19 protein-coding genes are annotated in these 15,628 nt (G+C 47.5%); 2 read left to right on the top strand and 17 right to left on the bottom strand.

Annotation, left to right across the window (positions count from 1 at the left end; translation table 11 throughout):
• Window positions 1-721 precede the first annotated feature (721 nt).
• The 4 genes from EFB11_RS16315 to EFB11_RS16300 all read right to left on the bottom strand — a co-directional run bounded on the left by EFB11_RS16315 (window position 722) and on the right by EFB11_RS16300 (window position 5,843).
• Window positions 722-3,313, bottom strand: a complete 2,592-nt coding sequence (locus tag EFB11_RS16315) for a hypothetical protein (protein WP_122791423.1) — start codon at window positions 3,311-3,313, stop codon at window positions 722-724.
• Window positions 3,300-4,820, bottom strand: a complete 1,521-nt coding sequence (locus EFB11_RS16310) for a hypothetical protein (RefSeq protein WP_122791422.1) — start codon at window positions 4,818-4,820, stop codon at window positions 3,300-3,302. The genes EFB11_RS16315 and EFB11_RS16310 overlap by 14 nt, the downstream gene beginning before the upstream one ends.
• Window positions 4,821-5,016: 196 nt before the next feature.
• Window positions 5,017-5,601, bottom strand: a complete 585-nt coding sequence (locus EFB11_RS16305; RefSeq protein ID WP_164706837.1) for a hypothetical protein — start codon at window positions 5,599-5,601, stop codon at window positions 5,017-5,019.
• On the bottom strand, window positions 5,571-5,843 hold the full coding sequence (locus EFB11_RS16300) for a hypothetical protein (protein WP_122791420.1): 273 nt from the start codon (window positions 5,841-5,843) through the stop codon (window positions 5,571-5,573). The genes EFB11_RS16305 and EFB11_RS16300 overlap by 31 nt, the downstream gene beginning before the upstream one ends.
• 145 nt (window positions 5,844-5,988) lie before the next feature.
• Here EFB11_RS16300 and EFB11_RS16295 point away from each other — a divergent pair, with 145 nt between their 5' ends.
• Window positions 5,989-6,177, top strand: a complete 189-nt coding sequence (locus EFB11_RS16295; protein ID WP_122791419.1) for a DUF5839 family protein — start codon at window positions 5,989-5,991, stop codon at window positions 6,175-6,177.
• Between the two features lie 210 nt (window positions 6,178-6,387).
• Here the strand turns inward: EFB11_RS16295 and EFB11_RS16290 are convergent, their stop codons facing one another.
• The gene (locus EFB11_RS16290) at window positions 6,388-7,032 is read right to left on the bottom strand and encodes an IS3 family transposase (protein WP_122791418.1); all 645 of its coding nucleotides are present in this window, start codon (window positions 7,030-7,032) and stop codon (window positions 6,388-6,390) included.
• A gap of 212 nt (window positions 7,033-7,244) precedes the next feature.
• Window positions 7,245-7,706, bottom strand: coding sequence for a hypothetical protein (locus tag EFB11_RS17465; RefSeq protein ID WP_330510788.1), 462 nt, complete (start codon window positions 7,704-7,706; stop codon window positions 7,245-7,247).
• Between EFB11_RS17465 and EFB11_RS17460 the strand changes: the two genes are divergently transcribed.
• The gene (locus EFB11_RS17460) at window positions 7,608-7,994 is read left to right on the top strand and encodes an IS3 family transposase (RefSeq protein WP_330510787.1); all 387 of its coding nucleotides are present in this window, start codon (window positions 7,608-7,610) and stop codon (window positions 7,992-7,994) included. The two genes, EFB11_RS17465 and EFB11_RS17460, sit on opposite strands and share 99 nt — an antisense overlap.
• Window positions 7,995-8,009: 15 nt before the next feature.
• Here EFB11_RS17460 and EFB11_RS16275 read toward each other — a convergent pair whose 3' ends face one another.
• From EFB11_RS16275 to EFB11_RS16225, 11 genes are all read right to left on the bottom strand, one after another.
• Window positions 8,010-8,444 carry an endonuclease NucS domain-containing protein gene (locus EFB11_RS16275; RefSeq protein WP_122791416.1) on the bottom strand — a complete coding sequence of 145 codons (435 nt, stop codon included), beginning with the start codon at window positions 8,442-8,444 and terminating at the stop codon, window positions 8,010-8,012.
• Entirely contained in the window at window positions 8,441-10,432 is a 1,992-nt protein-coding gene (locus tag EFB11_RS16270) for a phospholipase D family protein (protein WP_122791415.1), read from the bottom strand. Before EFB11_RS16270 ends, EFB11_RS16275 begins: the two co-directional genes overlap by 4 nt.
• 180 nt (window positions 10,433-10,612) lie before the next feature.
• Window positions 10,613-10,819: a helix-turn-helix domain-containing protein gene (locus tag EFB11_RS16265; protein ID WP_122791414.1), complete on the bottom strand. Its 207-nt coding sequence runs from the start codon at window positions 10,817-10,819 to the stop codon at window positions 10,613-10,615.
• A gap of 513 nt (window positions 10,820-11,332) precedes the next feature.
• A complete protein-coding gene (locus tag EFB11_RS16255) occupies window positions 11,333-11,608 on the bottom strand; it encodes a DUF5839 family protein (protein ID WP_122791412.1) in 276 nt (91 codons plus the stop codon).
• Between the two features lie 413 nt (window positions 11,609-12,021).
• Window positions 12,022-12,864 (bottom strand): Fic family protein, encoded by an 843-nt coding sequence (locus EFB11_RS16250; RefSeq protein ID WP_122791411.1) that lies wholly within the window; start codon window positions 12,862-12,864, stop codon window positions 12,022-12,024.
• Window positions 12,865-12,885: 21 nt separating this feature from the next.
• Window positions 12,886-13,158 carry a DUF5839 family protein gene (locus tag EFB11_RS16245; protein ID WP_122791410.1) on the bottom strand — a complete coding sequence of 91 codons (273 nt, stop codon included), beginning with the start codon at window positions 13,156-13,158 and terminating at the stop codon, window positions 12,886-12,888.
• Window positions 13,159-13,571: 413 nt separating this feature from the next.
• Entirely contained in the window at window positions 13,572-13,970 is a 399-nt protein-coding gene (locus EFB11_RS16240) for a hypothetical protein (RefSeq protein WP_122791409.1), read from the bottom strand.
• 3 nt (window positions 13,971-13,973) lie between these two features.
• Complete coding sequence (locus EFB11_RS16235) at window positions 13,974-14,777, bottom strand: tyrosine-type recombinase/integrase (RefSeq protein ID WP_122791408.1); 804 nt, start codon at window positions 14,775-14,777, stop codon at window positions 13,974-13,976.
• Window positions 14,778-14,824: 47 nt separating this feature from the next.
• Window positions 14,825-15,061 (bottom strand): hypothetical protein, encoded by a 237-nt coding sequence (locus EFB11_RS16230; RefSeq protein WP_122791407.1) that lies wholly within the window; start codon window positions 15,059-15,061, stop codon window positions 14,825-14,827.
• Window positions 15,054-15,239 (bottom strand): hypothetical protein, encoded by a 186-nt coding sequence (locus tag EFB11_RS16980; protein ID WP_164706836.1) that lies wholly within the window; start codon window positions 15,237-15,239, stop codon window positions 15,054-15,056. The genes EFB11_RS16230 and EFB11_RS16980 overlap by 8 nt, the downstream gene beginning before the upstream one ends.
• Window positions 15,240-15,250: 11 nt before the next feature.
• Window positions 15,251-15,622, bottom strand: coding sequence for a type II toxin-antitoxin system PemK/MazF family toxin (locus tag EFB11_RS16225; protein ID WP_122791406.1), 372 nt, complete (start codon window positions 15,620-15,622; stop codon window positions 15,251-15,253).
• Window positions 15,623-15,628 lie beyond the last annotated feature (6 nt).

Raw genomic sequence — 15,628 nt, 5'->3', positions numbered from 1 at the left:
CCGGCTCCATGATATTGGTTGCGTAAATACGTCCTTTGATCTCAAAATGCTCGACAAAGCCGTCCAAATCACCGATCGAACGTTTTACAATTTCTTCATCCAACCCGGCGGATTGCGGAACTAAGTTTTTCGCGTTCGCCGATTTTTTTGCAAAACCATTTTTTGCAAAAAAGGCAAGTGTCTAGACACTTATTATGCTTGCTGTCCCTCCTTTGCTTCCGAAATGCGGAAGCAAAAAATCAAAAATCCCACGCCACCGGGTAGCCGAAATTAGGCACGATACGTCATACTTGGTGCAATTGCATTTGTAAAGGTAAAGAAAAATTCTTGTTTTTTCTTTATGCCTATACTATGAGTGGGAAAGAGGTGTTTTATATGGCACATACGGTCAATGTAAACATCAAGATGGACAAAGCATCGGGCAGGATATAAAGGATGGTAAGCCCACGCCCCAGCGTGGGTGGTGAAGCGTTACAACAAATATGTCGAAGCGCGTTATAGATATAAGAACCCTGATTCATTCAAATGAGTAGCCCGACGCACGAGCAAGGGATGCAGATGGAAAGTTTTACGATAGCTTTTTCCTATCGTAGTTGCTCCTTTCATAAACTTATGAGACAAGACCCGGCACAGAATGGTAGATTCTGTGCCGGGCTGTTTCATGGGTTTCGGGGATGATAAACCCCGTTATGCGTTTGTATGGTTTTGCAAAGGGCTGGTATTATACCGCTGCAAAAGGAGCCAGCTTATATCGTGTGGCGCTCACCGGCGGGACGGGGAGTTTCTTGAGGAAGGGAACAATCTCTTTTTTGATAAACAGAATCATCGGCGGATCGGAGTTCTCCTTTACAATCATCGCGGCGATGCTGAAAATAAAGCCCACCAGCATACAGATCGCTCCCACAATCGGAATCGCATCACAGACAACTCCCACCAAATCCAGCACTATGGAGACGCCTTCCAGCAAAGCCGCAGCACCCACACCAATTACGTCCAGAATGTCCAACGCTTTGATGGCGGCTGAACGGTCGTGTTTGAAGTCCGCTATAATGTCTAAAGTGGTGATGACGGCCGCAAAAGCCAGCAGAGCAACATTCACGATGCGCAGCGCAATGCTTCCGATGCGGAATAGTTTCGTAAAACGGGATACCTCGGTCGCCACGCCGCTGGAGCTCTGGATGCTGCTCACATACCGGGCGGCATTTTGGGTGGTTTCCACCAGCTCGGTGCCGCTGGTGCTGCCGATTCCCTGGATCACATCAAAATTTTCGCCCCCGAATTTCAGCCGGGTTGCGGCATTGAGCTTGTCCTGCAAGCCGGCTTTGGGATTGAGCAGCGTCTTGATGGAAAACCAGCGCAGAGCAGTCTCCCCCGCATTGGCTGCGCCTGCAATAAAGACGCCGACCGCCTCAGCCTTCTGGAGCGTATCCAGCTCCGACCAGCTGGTAAACATTCTGGCACAGACAAACATGGAAAAAGCATACATGGAAAGAGCCACGCATTTGCCGAACGCCAGGGTACCGGGATGCTTCGCGCACCACTTGTTGATGACAGAGAAACATTGCAGCAGATCCCCGATCGCCCCAATGCTGCTGATCGCTTCGTCAGCGATGTTGAGACATTGGTCGATGAACTCTTTCCGGGTCATCTCCCCATATTCGGCCAGTTCTGTTTTGATTTCTCTTAGAATGTCGTCCGAAAACTTGTCGCTTTTTCCTTTTGCCAGTTCATCGTACATGACCCCGAATACGTTCTCCATGATCTGGAGAAACGTCGTCTTTCCATCCGCTTGGAAATTGGCGTTGTTCATCATTTCCGCCAGCGACAGGTTATAAATCTGCATATACAGGGCCGCCCCGTAAGGCAGGCTTGCCGTCATGGTCTTCCCATTGTTCTGATAGGAGATGTCATGTTTTTGGTCGTCCAAAAAAGTGAGGATCATCGAAAGATGGGTCACTTTGGACATTCCTTCTATGGTGCTTGCCTTTAACAGCACTTTCCGTGCCACTGCATAGTCGTAGAGCTTCTGGGCCCAGTACGGACCATTGTCGTAATACTTGCGCAGTGTGGGCAACATGGCCGAATAGACATACTTGTTGATCTGCTGCATGACCTTGCTGAACCCTGGATGCTGGTTCATGGCCCCATCGTGCGTGGTGCCATTCATGTAATAGGCACATCGCTCGGCTGGTTTGCTGATGCCATGCAAGGCTTTTTGCAGCTGCGCGTCCGAAGACTTGGCCACCGCATTGCCTAAAGTGGCCTTGGCATACTGTTTCAGGAAGTCTTTGATATCGGCATCCTTTACCAGCTCCAAGAGCGTTTTACTGATTTCTTCGACCCTGGTTTTGGCGTATTCCTTGGTGATGCCGAACATATCGGCGTAGCTGACGCCTTCCGCCGAGGTATCAGCCATATAATATGCGGCCAGATAATACAGGGTTTCCGCTGATTTGTTCTGTACCTGTTGCTGTCCGCCTATCGTCACCTTGTGCTCTTCGTCCACGATGGCACCGGGTTCGGGGATTGTATACAATTCATCGACGCTGCACGGCAGTTCGGTCCCTACTTTTTTCAGGAAGTTTTCTTTTAAACAGGCATTGGTTTCTCGGCTCGCTTGAAAGGCTGCCCGGGCCTTGTACAACATCTGGTCCTGTTCCGGGATGATGACTTCCCCGTTCAGCGTGTTGTGAACACCGCCGTCGCCGCCGGTGGGGCCCTTGATTTCTGTGACGCTGCCGGTCAGAGTATTGAAGGTGGAATCGATCACGATATGCAGGTTTTTGACGAAAAAATCTTCTGGCATCATGGATGCTGCGATGCTCCAGAAGGTGGACAAATCCAAATCGATGCACAGTTCCGCGCCGACGGGCATCTGAAAACAGCTCTGCAAAGGATCGCCCGGTTGGTGCTCCACGATCGGCTCATCTTTCACCCAGAACTTACAATAAAAGAAGCCGTTTCCGGTTTCATCCTCTTCCCGGCCCAGGCAAAAGCGCATCGGGATTGCCTGATTGGCACTGCTTATGTAGGACATCTGAAACTCGACCTCATAATCACACCAGAAGTCCCGGCGTGTCCCCTTGTACTCCAAAAAGCCGTTCCGCGGCAGACCAAAGGAGTCCAGGTACAGGCAACCGGATGCGTCGTCTTGCTCCCAATAGTACGCCTTGTTGCCGTAATAGGCATTGATGGGTTTCCCGTCCACCAGAAAGGCACCCCCAACCATGGAAAGGGTAGGTGCTAATTCATTGGCAGGCTCTGCAAAGTGCAGACCAATCCGGGGGATATTGCGAATGTTATAACTCGACATGCTGAACCTCCATAAGAAACTGATGGATTGCTGTTTCTCCGAACACCTGGCCTACCAGGTCGCGGTTTTCCTGGATAAAGGTCAGGAAGGCCGTTCGATTTTCCGGGGTCATGGCTGCCAGATTGTCCATGACCCGTTTGATGGTGATTTCCGGGTAATTGAGAAGGCAAAGGAAACCGTTGGCGAAATAAGAATTTTTTCCTTCCCGAAAATGCAGATCATGTCCCTCAAAATAGGGGGCGCTTTCCCGCACTTCCACCGGGATCTCGTCCACCCGGACCCACTGGAGGGTCAGGTTTCCCGATTGGTCCCGGCCAAGCATCTGTACAAAATCACCGACCAGCAAATGCTGAACATCAAAATGCGGATTGATCCGGTTGGACAGCGCCGGATGCAGGCTGCACCAGCCGCGTTTGGTCTTGACCGCGTGTTCCAGCGAGAGAAAAGGCTTGATTTGGTTGATGCCATACATCGCCGTTATGGAATGGTTGCGGATATGTTCTTCCGAACAGGTCGAAACCGTATTTCCTTCGCTGAGCACCTGCTCCCCGGGACCGATATCCCGGATTGCCTTTTCACTTCCATCTGCCATACGGATCAGGGTATCCGGAGCTACGCAGCCAGCTTGTCCCGGATAATTGGACCTCCATTCCGATTGGACATCATCAAAATGGGTCTTCATCGTTTTGGACGAGCGCAGATTATATTGTTTCGCCAAACCATTGTCCAGCCATTGCACGACCGCCACGCCCTTGTCGTATTCATGGTGGTGAAGCACTTGCCACGAGCCATACAGTCCCACGCCGCTGTAATATGTTGCGCCATACTCATCATGATTTTTGGAATTTGTGATAAGATTCGCGGCATTCTCCAACGCTTTGCGCAGGTAATATTCAAACAAGGTATCGGTCTGCTGATATTTGCCAAACCAGGGGCGCCCGGTGAGCTGTTGCAGCAAATCGCCCGGGAAAGCATCCGACCAGGCTTTCCGAACATCCTCATACTGTTTTGGTGCACACTGATGGACGACGGCCAAAAGCATTTTTGGCTGGTCATTCATCTTAGACTTTGCATAGGCTGTCTCCGTGAGCAGGAAATCTTTTTCACAAAGTCTTTTGACGATGGCTTTCATCAGGTCGGTGTTGGTTGCAAGATTGAATTTATGCGCCGCAAGATAGGAAATCAGCAATTTTTCCCCGAGGTCGTCATGGGCCTTGAACCAGTCGCCCACGACAGAGTATGTACAGTTCTGCACCGTGTCTTTCCAGGCGCCGTGAAGCGTGGTAATGCCATAGCACATATATTTGACTGAAAGTTCGGCAAATGCAGATACCAGCGCCGCATCCACTTTGGGTTTCGAATCGTTGGGGAAAAAACAAGTTTGGACACTCTCTTCTGCCGTTTTGATCAAAGCAACGATCTGGGCTTCCTGAAAAGCCGCAAAGCTGTCCTTGTGCGAATCGTCCGCTGCCGTCTGTATGCAATCAAAAAAGTCATTTAATTCCATCCAATTCCCTCCTTTCGGAAAATCATATGCAGAAAAACCGCGTCTTTTCGCTACTATAATAATGGAATAAAACGGCGAAAAATGTCATTTTTTGGTGCATTATTGGTGATTTCCGAATTTTTATATCTTGGGCTATATTTTGGGATGCACGTAAAAGCTAACAAAAAAGAGGCATTGCAGATTGCAATGCCTCTTTTTATTCAATGGAGGAGATTTTTTCCTGCTTGGTTTGCTGCACAAAAGCAAGCAGCTTTTCAAAGCCTTCCTCATAGTTTTCGCTGCGCAAGAAAAGCCGAATGTCCGGCGAATAGGCATCCCGATAAAAATACGGGCTGCCAGGATTGGTGAATTGGATTCGTACTTGATTGGACAGTTCATGCCTTTTGAAAGTAAGATGTCCACCCTCTGTCATCTGCTTTAAGTATTTCGAGATTTCAGACTGCTGCTCCGGCGTCAGATCGATGGTAAATGTCTGGTCCGTTAGAAGCTTCCCATCTTCGGACCATTCCAAATAGTGCAGTGTTTTGCCAACGTTCCCTGTGTCGATGTTGTGTTGAAAATAATACAGATCGTGCGCATTCATGGCCATTAAAACCACAAAATAAATGGCTCCTGCTAAAAACGCGACCAGTAAACACGCTTTGATGGCAAAAGGAATCTTTGCTATGTATTTTTTCGTATTCACGCGGGACATATTTTCACCTCTTCCCCATTCGTCTCGTTCCAAAGTGTCATTTGCCGTGCAAGCCTTTATGAAATCATGAGCCAAAACATCCGGCATATCATCGCACCAGCCAGAACTCCCAGAAAAACCGCCAGAGGTATGTTCTTTCGAATCGGGTATTGTTTGCTTTTATAGGTCACCAGTCCGCCGAACAGAGGGAAAACCCAAATAATTTTATACGGCTGAAACAGGCTTTCATAAAAGAATGCAAAGCTGATTCCAAACAGGATCAGCATTACGCCTCCCATGGTCCGTATCAGAACAATCCTTTTCGGCATATCGGGTTGCTGCTTTGCCATACCGATCCCCTCCTTCGGCCCGTATGTTGTTGCTCATAGCATAGCAGCCATGTTCCCCCCTTTCAAGGGCCATGTCATATCTGGCTAGCTTCGCGACATAATTTGATCCCCTATGATTCAAATATGAAAATACGGTTGCCTTGCCTTGGCGTGTTATTGCTGGCATATCCCCAAGGCGCTGCGCCGCTCCCGCATCAAGCCCGGTGACCTGGTCATGGTGCGCGCTCACGACCATCGGGAAGTGGTGCTGGTGATGGAGGTATTCCGCGAGGAAATCGAAGAAACCAACCGCACCTATAAACCGGTGCTATGCAAACTAAAAAGAGTTTCTTAAAAAAGATGAAATAATTAGAATACATTAGCGGGTGGAAGTGGGGATATTTCCTTAAAATCCTCAACCTTTTATAAATTAAACAACAGAGATTATTCTTTGCAGGCGCCTAATTAGGCTGGCCTGTCCTGCCTGAGAGGACCATGGCTCGGTGAACCGCTCCAGTAAAAACGGACAATAGACAAAAAGCCCCCTGGTAGGAAACATTAAGTTTTAGTAGGAGAGACGTCGCGCAAGCGGCGGCTCTCCTGTTTTTAACTGGATGCGCTCATGGTTGTAGAAGTGAATGTATCGGTCAATCATCTCATTAGCCTCGGAAAAGGTAGCGGGCTTGTGCCGGTAGATGCATTCTGTTTTGAGGATAGAAAAGAAATTTTCGGCCATAGCGTTGTCATATGGGTTTCCTCTTCTTGACATAGACGGTGTAATGCCGTATTGTTTAGTTAGGTTAAAGTATTCTCGGGAAGTATACTGAAACCCTTGATCGCTGTGGAGCTGCAACTCCGCAGCGATCTTCTTTTTCTCCCGCTTCATAGCCAAACGAATGGTATCCAGAACCAGATTCACTGTCTGCCGTGTTCCAGTCTTATAAGCCACAATGCTGTTGTCGTAGAGATCGCGAATCATAGACAGATACAAGACTCCCTGTTTGGTTTGAATATACGAAATGTCCGTTACCCATTTCGAGTTTGGCCTTTGTGCGTGAAATTGGCGGTTGAGCAAATTCTCGTATTTATGCATCTGTCGTCCCATCTGCTGCCATTTCCTGTGACGGCGGATTTTGGAAAGCAGATTATATTGTTTCATAATGCGCAAAATTGTTTTGGGATTACGATAGATGCCCTCATTATTTTTCAACCATTGTCACATCCTGCGGTATCCATAGGTTTCAAAACACTTTCTTTGCTGCTGACTGATCTTTTCTATCAGTTCGGCATTTTTTATCGGCTTACCAAGGCGGCCTACGAAGCTATAGTAACCACTTCGTGACACGCCAAAGAAATTGCACATAACAGTTACTGGATATTCGGTTCGATGACGATAGATCACAGCGTATTTTACAGACGGCTTCACTTCCTTCCGGTAGATTGCAGAAAATCCCGCAGTAACTTGTTTTCCATTTTGAGCCGGGCAATCTCATAAGCCTGTTCCGCTTCTTTATTGTGGGGCTGCGCATCTTTTCTCGATCGACCTACAGGTTTTGGACTGAGTCCTGCCGCGATTTTTCTTTCCCGACGCTGATAGCGTTTTAGCAAATCTTTGATCTGCTCTTTTGTAAGTCCGAAGTAATCTGCAATTTCGCGCTTTGTTCTACCCGCCTTTTTCATCTCGACAATCTCGGGTTCCAGAATTTTAAGACGCGTGTATTTTCTATTATTGAGGTACATAAGCTCTATCTGAGCGCTATTCTGGACCTCTGTGACCGGCGCATCGTGGCCTATGCGCTCAGTGAGCGCAATGACAATCCTCTCGTATTCCAAACCTTTGACAGGGCTGTTAAACTCAATCCGGACGCACATCCTCTGTTCCACAGTGACAGCGGCTACCAATATACAAGCCGAGCATTTCACCAGAAACTTGTACAGGCAGGAATGGTACAAAGTATGTCCCGTGTCGCTCACTGTATTGACAATGGACCCATGGAAGGTTTCTGGGGCATCCTGAAACAGGAACGCTATTATGGCAGGCGTTTCACCAGTAAGCAGGAACTTGTGCAGATGATTGTCAGCTACATCCGCTATTGCAACACCAGGAGAGTTCAGCGCAACCTGGGTGTGCTGACACCGATGGAGAAACACGAGTTGTGCCTTGCTGCATAAAAAGCGGCCAGCAACCTACAGGCTGCTGGCCGGGAAAACTTTATATTTTTTCACTGTCCTCTTGACGGGTAGCGGTTCAGCCTGCGCCGTAACCTCTCTTGGAGTCAGATCTTTTTTCAATTCCACGACAATCAAGTCTCCATCGTGATCCATACAGAGCAAATCAATATATTTCCCCACAACTGTGCGTACCTGCTGGCCGATTAATAGCCAATCCGGATTTAAAATTTCTATATGCTCTGCGAGTAAGTCTTCCAACTCTTTTTCACTGATTAACTCTGCCGGCAGCAGCTCAACCCGATCATCCAAAGACCATATTGCTTGAGAAGTTGATCCAAAGAATGATATGGTCTTTATTAGCGAGTGTTTCAGAGACACAGATTTTCCCATCTGCTTTGATAATTTCCGGAATTCGGTCACGAACCAGCTTAATATTGCTTCATATTTCACCGCTTCTGAAACCGATCCAACCAAGATTTTTTGAACGGAATGCCAAAAAATGTTCGTGCTTCTTTCAAATTCATGACAACCCACTCTCTAGATCGATGTGCTTCCAGTGTTTCGGGAAGTTCTTTGAGAATATAACCTGCCTCATAAGTAGTACCGGCGTTATACCGGATCTCATTATTTCGCTCAGAAATTTCGAAGGATGACCGGCTAGTGTTCCAGACATTCCGAATGGTTTTGATGGCGTAGCTACCGGTCACTTTTTCGCTGAAATAGTCCTCCAGTGTCAGCAGGCGTATGTATGCCGGAAGAGGTGCATCTGAAAACGCCTGAAAAATTTCGGTCAGTACCTGCGAGGATACTGCCAGAATATCCGGCGCACTTTCGGATTCATCACTTTTCATTTCTTCCAACAAAGTAGGCACCCGTTCCATCATGCGCCGCAGATACTCCCGGTATAAAGCGGTTCCCACCTCGCGCTGCACCGTACGCACAACGCTGCTGCGCATGACTTCCGTGTTGGTCAAACCGGCCTGCACCCGACAGATCACGGTACGACGGATCACCTCCGGCGCAACTGCTTTTACATCCTCATTCGCGCTGATAACCACTGCCGGATAGTGCACAAGGCCATCCGCCACACCGAAGTCATCATTTTTAATCGTCTCAATCGCATGTTGATTGAAACGGGTATTGGTCAGATCATCCACAATGATCGGCGCGCCTTTGACCGTGCGCTTGAGACCTTCAATACTGGAACGCGTGAAATCAGGTGCCGCAATCTTGGTCTTTTGCCCGATCATCATCTTCAAAAGGGTTTCGAGGAAACTGGTTTTGCCTGCCTTACTCTGCCCATATACCAGACCAAATACCGGATACGGCAATAGGTTCTGATTATAATGCACCGCCATGTCGCGCATACACGCCATAAACGGGGAACAAAAGAACCAATTGGCAAATTCATAGTACCGCCGCTGCATCCCGGTTACATCGCCATGGAATTTCTCATAGCCATCCATATATTTTAAAAACAAAGCAGCATCTTTCTCAACTTCTGCTTTCGGAGGATCTAAGTCCAAGTCGTTTCCATTGAGCCGCACCAGCATCTCATCCGGAAAGATTTCAAGCTGCGGATATTCACTTTGCAGTTCTTTCTCCTTGGTCTGCGTTGCCACTACCTGACGACGGATGGACTTGACCTTTTCCGGCGAAAGCATCAACTTCCCCTTTTTGTCCGGTTTGGGCACCGAGGGCGCAAATTTCCCTGCCAGATTCTTTACATCTAAAACAAACCGAACTTCTTCTTTTGCTTCTTCCGTTGGCTGCAAAACAAGTGCCTTTTTCACTTTTATGGTTCTTGCAATCGGCAACTCTTCCAGATGCTCCCCATCATCGGCGCAGAGCAGCGTTTCCTTTGCAATTTGATCGGTACAGTCCTCCCGCAGCTGGCAGTAACACGCCCAATACCAGTCATAGGCGGCATCGCCGTCCACATAGCAGATATTCTCCCGCTGGTATCCACCGAAGGCAGCGCGGGACATATTGGCCGAACCCATCACAACCCGTTTGCGTCCGTCCCGATTGGACAAAAGATAAATCTTTTCGTGCGATAACGCGCTGCGCGCCACATAAAAATGCAGGGTACCATTTTCGATGCGAGAAACCAAATCCAGTTTCCGCTTGCTGGCCGTATCGCGTAACCGCTCCACCATCTTGCACTGATACGCCATGACCTCTTGCAAAGAGTAGGAGATGACCTCATCACAACCAAACAGGATTTCCGCCTGCTCAAAAAGACCAATAAGCTGATAAACGAAATCAATGCCAGACGAATATGTGATGGCATGCAACGTATCAAATCCAGAAAATAATTCCTGCCAAGAAAGCGTTTGTGCGCTCGCAAACTCCATTTTAACGACGTCCAGAGTTGCAGTAGGCTGCACATGAATCTGTTCTTCTTCCGGAACATCAAATAGCGATAAGTTTTCCACCTTTATCCCCCTAACGATTCACCGATGAATTTTCCCCTTTTTCTACTGCCTTAGCATCTCCGTATCCGCTTTATTCGTAGTTATATACCATATTTAGTATAACTGGAATTCCATAATCCGACAAGGAGTGATTGGTAAATATCAACAAAGCGGTACGGAGTGTTCCGTACCGCTTTGCAATTATATTGGGTCTCTTCGATCGCTGATACCCAGAATGTAATCTGTCGTAGTTTTATAAAACCCTGCCAGTTTGATCAAAATCTGTGTCGGAATATCGTTTTCTCCGGTCTCGTATTTGGAATATCCGGTTTGTGACATTCCTAAAAATTTGGCAACCTGTGTCTGATTTAGGTCGGCATCCTCCCGTAAGTCTCGCAATCTGTTCATGGTGTTCACCTCAAGGTGAGTATGCCATAACCTAAAACAGGTTATTTACTTTTAACCTATTTCAGGTTAATATAAGTTTGAGGTGATTTTATGCCGGATTATAAAAAGATGTACCTTACTCTGTTCCGCGCGACCGAGCAGGCGATCAATACCCTAATCGAAGCACAGCGCGCATGTGAGGAATTGTATGTCAGTGAGCCGGAGACGGAGCTGCGAGTTGTTCCGCTGCCGCTGGGGAGGAATGTCTGTTTTTTATCGTTGATAGTTTTCCGAATCTGCATTTTCTGTACCCCATTCCCTTGCTATGATAGATTTCATAATATCACACAAAGTATAGCACCGCTATTCTCCGGCAAACATGACACACAGCTGTCGCGTTCCTATTTCATTTGGAGTGATACAAGAAAAGGGTATTATGATTGGAAACCGTGCATACCAATCGTGATGTGAAAACGGTATTGGCCCTAAAACAATTACGGCAACCGCATCCCTGTTACGGGGCGCTTTGCGGCATTATTTCATCTTTTTTAAGAAATTCTTTTTTAACTTACATAGCACCGGTTTATACGTGCGGTTGGTTTCTTCGATTTCCTCGCGGAATACCTCCATCACCAGCACCACTTCCCGATGATCATGAACACGTACCATGACCAGGTCACCGGGCTTGATGCGGGAGCGGCGCAGCGCCTTGGGGATATGCCAGCAATAGCATGCCTTGGGGTTGAGAATATACTGCCCATTGCGTTTGCGGAAATGACACGCCCGTATGGTATTGGCTGATTTCTTCATCCTCATCCTCTGCTTTCTTTGAATCGGTTCACACTTGACAAATACGGAGGTTTTGAGTATAATAAATACCAGTAAACGGCGGCCTGTGTCAGAGGCGGTCGTTCCTGTTTCGATTTTGAGTCGATGAAACGCCGCTCTCTTAACCGGGGGCGGTTATTTCTTTATGTATCCGAGGATACCAAAGACGATCGCACAGATCAGGTTTAAAAGTGCAAGCACTTCTAACACTGTCATATGTATCCCCTCCCTTCCGGGAGGAACAACCTTTTTTCGCTGTTTACTGGCAAAATTTATTATATCATATCGTTCTTGCCATGTCACAAGTTTTTGACGAGTTTCCCAGATCATCCTACCGCAAGGCCCGGCACAGAATTATAGATTCTGCACCGGGCCTTATTGCACATGAAGTAAAGTTAGCACTCCGTATTTTTGCCTTTGGATTGGGAGTAGTCGTGTGTCTGACTTGCAGAAAGTGAAACTTCTTTGAGGATATCAGCCATTCGCTTCTTCTCAGGTTTTGAACGCTCTAAAGACGGGGTCCAGGTTTTCTCAAGCTGCCTCTGAAGATAAGAAACTAAAGGAGAAAGCTCCTGTTCCCGATCAAACGCTTCCAAGGCTGCATAATAAGATTTTCGATCTTGCTCATGTATGACGATGGGCGGGTGTTCATGCAGGATCAAAAAGTAATTCATCAGCAATCGACCGGTGCGGCCATTTCCATCGGCAAATGGATGAATGTTCTCAAACTTTGCATGAAAATAGGCCGCTGCCATCAGGGCGTTTTTATTGTCTACGTCTTGCAATTCATCCAGCAGTTCATCCATTTCTTCGGCCACATCAGAAGCCGGAGCGCCGGTTTCATCTCGGCCTGTTATATAATCTCTATGCTTATATTCACCTGGACGTTCCCCGAGCTGATGCTTTCGCGTGTCATAGGTGTTTTCGGTCAGCCGTTTTTGTATCTGCTTGATAAAATCTTCGGTCAAAGGCATCCTTTGATCGAAAGCCGTTAAAATTGCCTCAAATGCCTCTTTTGAATTGCGGATTTCAAATAATGTTCGCAAATCTCCTGTATAACCCGTTACGGTATCGTTGGTAAAAATCTCTCGTGTATCATAGTAGGTGATGCTGGCGTTTTCGATTTTTCCAGAGTGATAGGCAAAATGGATACCGTACGAACTTAATATAGCGGACAGCTCATTTGTATTTTGTATTCGCTGATTTGTCCACCACTCGCAGATCTTCGCGTATTCCATTTGAATCCCTTCTTGCCGCTTTTATAGCTTTTTTAAAAAATTCTTTTTTAGTTTGCATAGCACCGGTTTATAGGTACGGTTGGTTTCTTCGATTTCCTCGCGGAATACCTCCATCACCAGCACCACTTCCCGATGGTCGTGAGCGCGCACCATGACCAGGTCACCGGGCTTGATGCGGGAGCGGCGCAGCGCCTTGGGGATATGCCAGCAATAACACGCCTTGAGGTTGAGCACATACTGTCCATTGCGTTTGCGGAAATGACACGCCCGTATGGTATTGGCTGATTTTTTCATCCCCAGTCTCTGCTTTCTTTTGAATCGGTTCACACTCGACAAATACGGAGGTTTTGCGTATCATAAATATCAGTAAAGGGCGGCCTGTAGCAAAGGCGGTCGTTCCTATTTCGATTTTAGGTCGATGAAACGCCGCTCTCTTGACTGGAGACGGTTATTTTTTTATTCTATCATAGCGTTCTTACCATGCCACAAATTTTTTACGATTTACCCAGATCATACTACCACAAGGCCCGGTGCAGAATCTATAACTCTGTGCCGGGCCTTGTCCATAAAGGATATATTTAAAAATAATTTTAATATGTACTATTGTAGTATTTACAGATTGTTTGGAGATAAAAAAAGCTCTTTTTGGTGATTATTTTGTAGAAAAGGGGCCAATTTACAAAATTGGAGCCTGCTTTAAAGTTTACTTATATGAATTGTCCGCGTACAAACCGCCAGATCATCTGGCTGTCGTAAGGAATACCATCCTTTTCGCAGCGCCATTTAAAGTATCGATAGCGCGCTTCAGGAACAGACATATCATAGTACCGCGCGAAATCACTCCAATAGACACGCACTTTCCCATCGAACTGATCGACATCGCCAAGAAAAGCAAATTGTTTGACATCCCGCGTGAGAGGTGGGTAATCCAGCGGAACACACAAATGAAGCCTAGTATTATAGAGTACGATTTCATTATCAGTATCGTACAGGAAATCGCGAAGCCGAGCGGTTTCTTTGGTATCCTGCGCCGGGCGAGGTTTTGCAGAAGCGGCGCCAACAAACAGTGCGCCGAGACCAAGTAAAAACGAGAATCCAGGAAGCATAGATCATTCCTCCTCCGTATGAATATCATCCAAAGAAAATCCAAAGTCGAGATCTTTATAGAGCTGTTGTTCGCGCTTTTGCTCCAAACCAATATAGCGCAAAGTCGTAACGCTATCCCGGTGGTTGAGCAGCTTTTGCAGATAAGCCAGAACTTCGGGCGTCTGCTGGTTGTCCATGAACACATGGTATGCAAAGGTTTTGCGCATGCTGTGGGTGCCAAGCCGGTATGGCAGCCCGAGATCGTGCTGCGCTTGCCGCAGAATGTGGGCAAAAGAATGACGGTCAATGCTGCAATTGCCCGTGCGCTGCGACTGGAACAGATAGGTATCATCGGAATAGTCCGGGAGAGATGCGAGCAGCGCATGATAGGCATCGATCGCCACCGGATTGAGCGTGATCACCCGGATCTTTCCGGTCTTTTGCTCTTTGATACGCGCCTGATATGCAGGCGGCTTGAAATCGCCGACCCGCAAACGGGAAAGATCGGACCCGCGCAGCCCCACCGAGCAGCCGATCAGGAACATGAGTTCATTGCGCGGCTGGCCGCGGTCGGCAAAATATTGAGCAATGCGAACAATACCCTTTTTATCACGAATGGGATCTACTGTGCCATTGGAGCCGATTTTTTTGCGTTTTTCGGCGCCGGCAGCCGCTCTGGCTGCCCGGCGCTCTTTTTTATGTTCCTCCTGCTTTACCAGGATTGCTTCGGCCAAACGATCATAGTCGATGCCGACAAATTCCGGGACCTTGGCAGACGGATGTGGTGTGACGACTTCGTCATACAAGCGGACGACGTTGGACGACATGATCCTTCCTCCTTCTATTATACAAGATTTTCAGCGACATACAATGTTTACCTGCGATCAATGACAGATTGCAGAAGTTCGGACACATCCTGCAAGGTTTCGCAAGCGGTATTCAGATCGTCTACGTTTTCCTCAAGGTTTTGGCAGCGATCGCTATTTTGAAGATTTTCCGGGACATTATCGAGGGTCATCTCTTCTTTTCTGCGGATGATGCAGATCGAGCTATAGATTGAGTCGATCTCCTCGGCCAACTTCCGAAGAGTGGAACGGCGTTCTTTATTCATTTGAATCCTCCTGTTTTTCTTTTTGGTTAGGGCCGACGAGCAGATCGGTGTAGATGCGCTCATAAATTCTGGAGGTAGTGCGGTAACGGATGAGGTCTTCGTTCATCCGCTGATGGCTGGCCTGCAATTTTTGATTTTGCTCTTCAAGCTGCAAAATTCTTTCTTTTAATCTCTCCACTTCGGCCTCGTCTATTTCGGCGCCCTTTGGAGCATGCTCTGCGACGGAAAGATACCGGAATCCAATGGAAGCAAAAATAGCCCGTTCGATTTTGGAAAGTTCGCCGGGGTAACGGTGCAGAGATAATTTTTGATTCGGCTGACATCGACCGCAGTGATTTGTTCGCACAAAACAGTGCTCAGACGCCCGGTTGAATAAATGGTGACATGGGTTGGGAGATCTTCTTTGGGCTGGGTCGTGAGGTATACGATCTCGACCGTAGAACCATACCGGTTATTTAATTCGTTTGAAACGATCACGGCAGGACGGTCTGAATATTGTTCTGAGCCGCAGGTTTCAAAGCGCTCAATGTAATAAACATCGCCATAATGGTATGTGGACATAGCAAA

Source organism: Intestinibacillus sp. Marseille-P6563 (genome assembly GCF_900604335.1).
Taxonomy (GTDB): domain Bacteria; phylum Bacillota; class Clostridia; order Oscillospirales; family Butyricicoccaceae; genus Butyricicoccus_B.
Note: the sequence above shows the minus strand (reverse complement) of the source record. Positions and strands in the feature narration are given on the sequence as shown.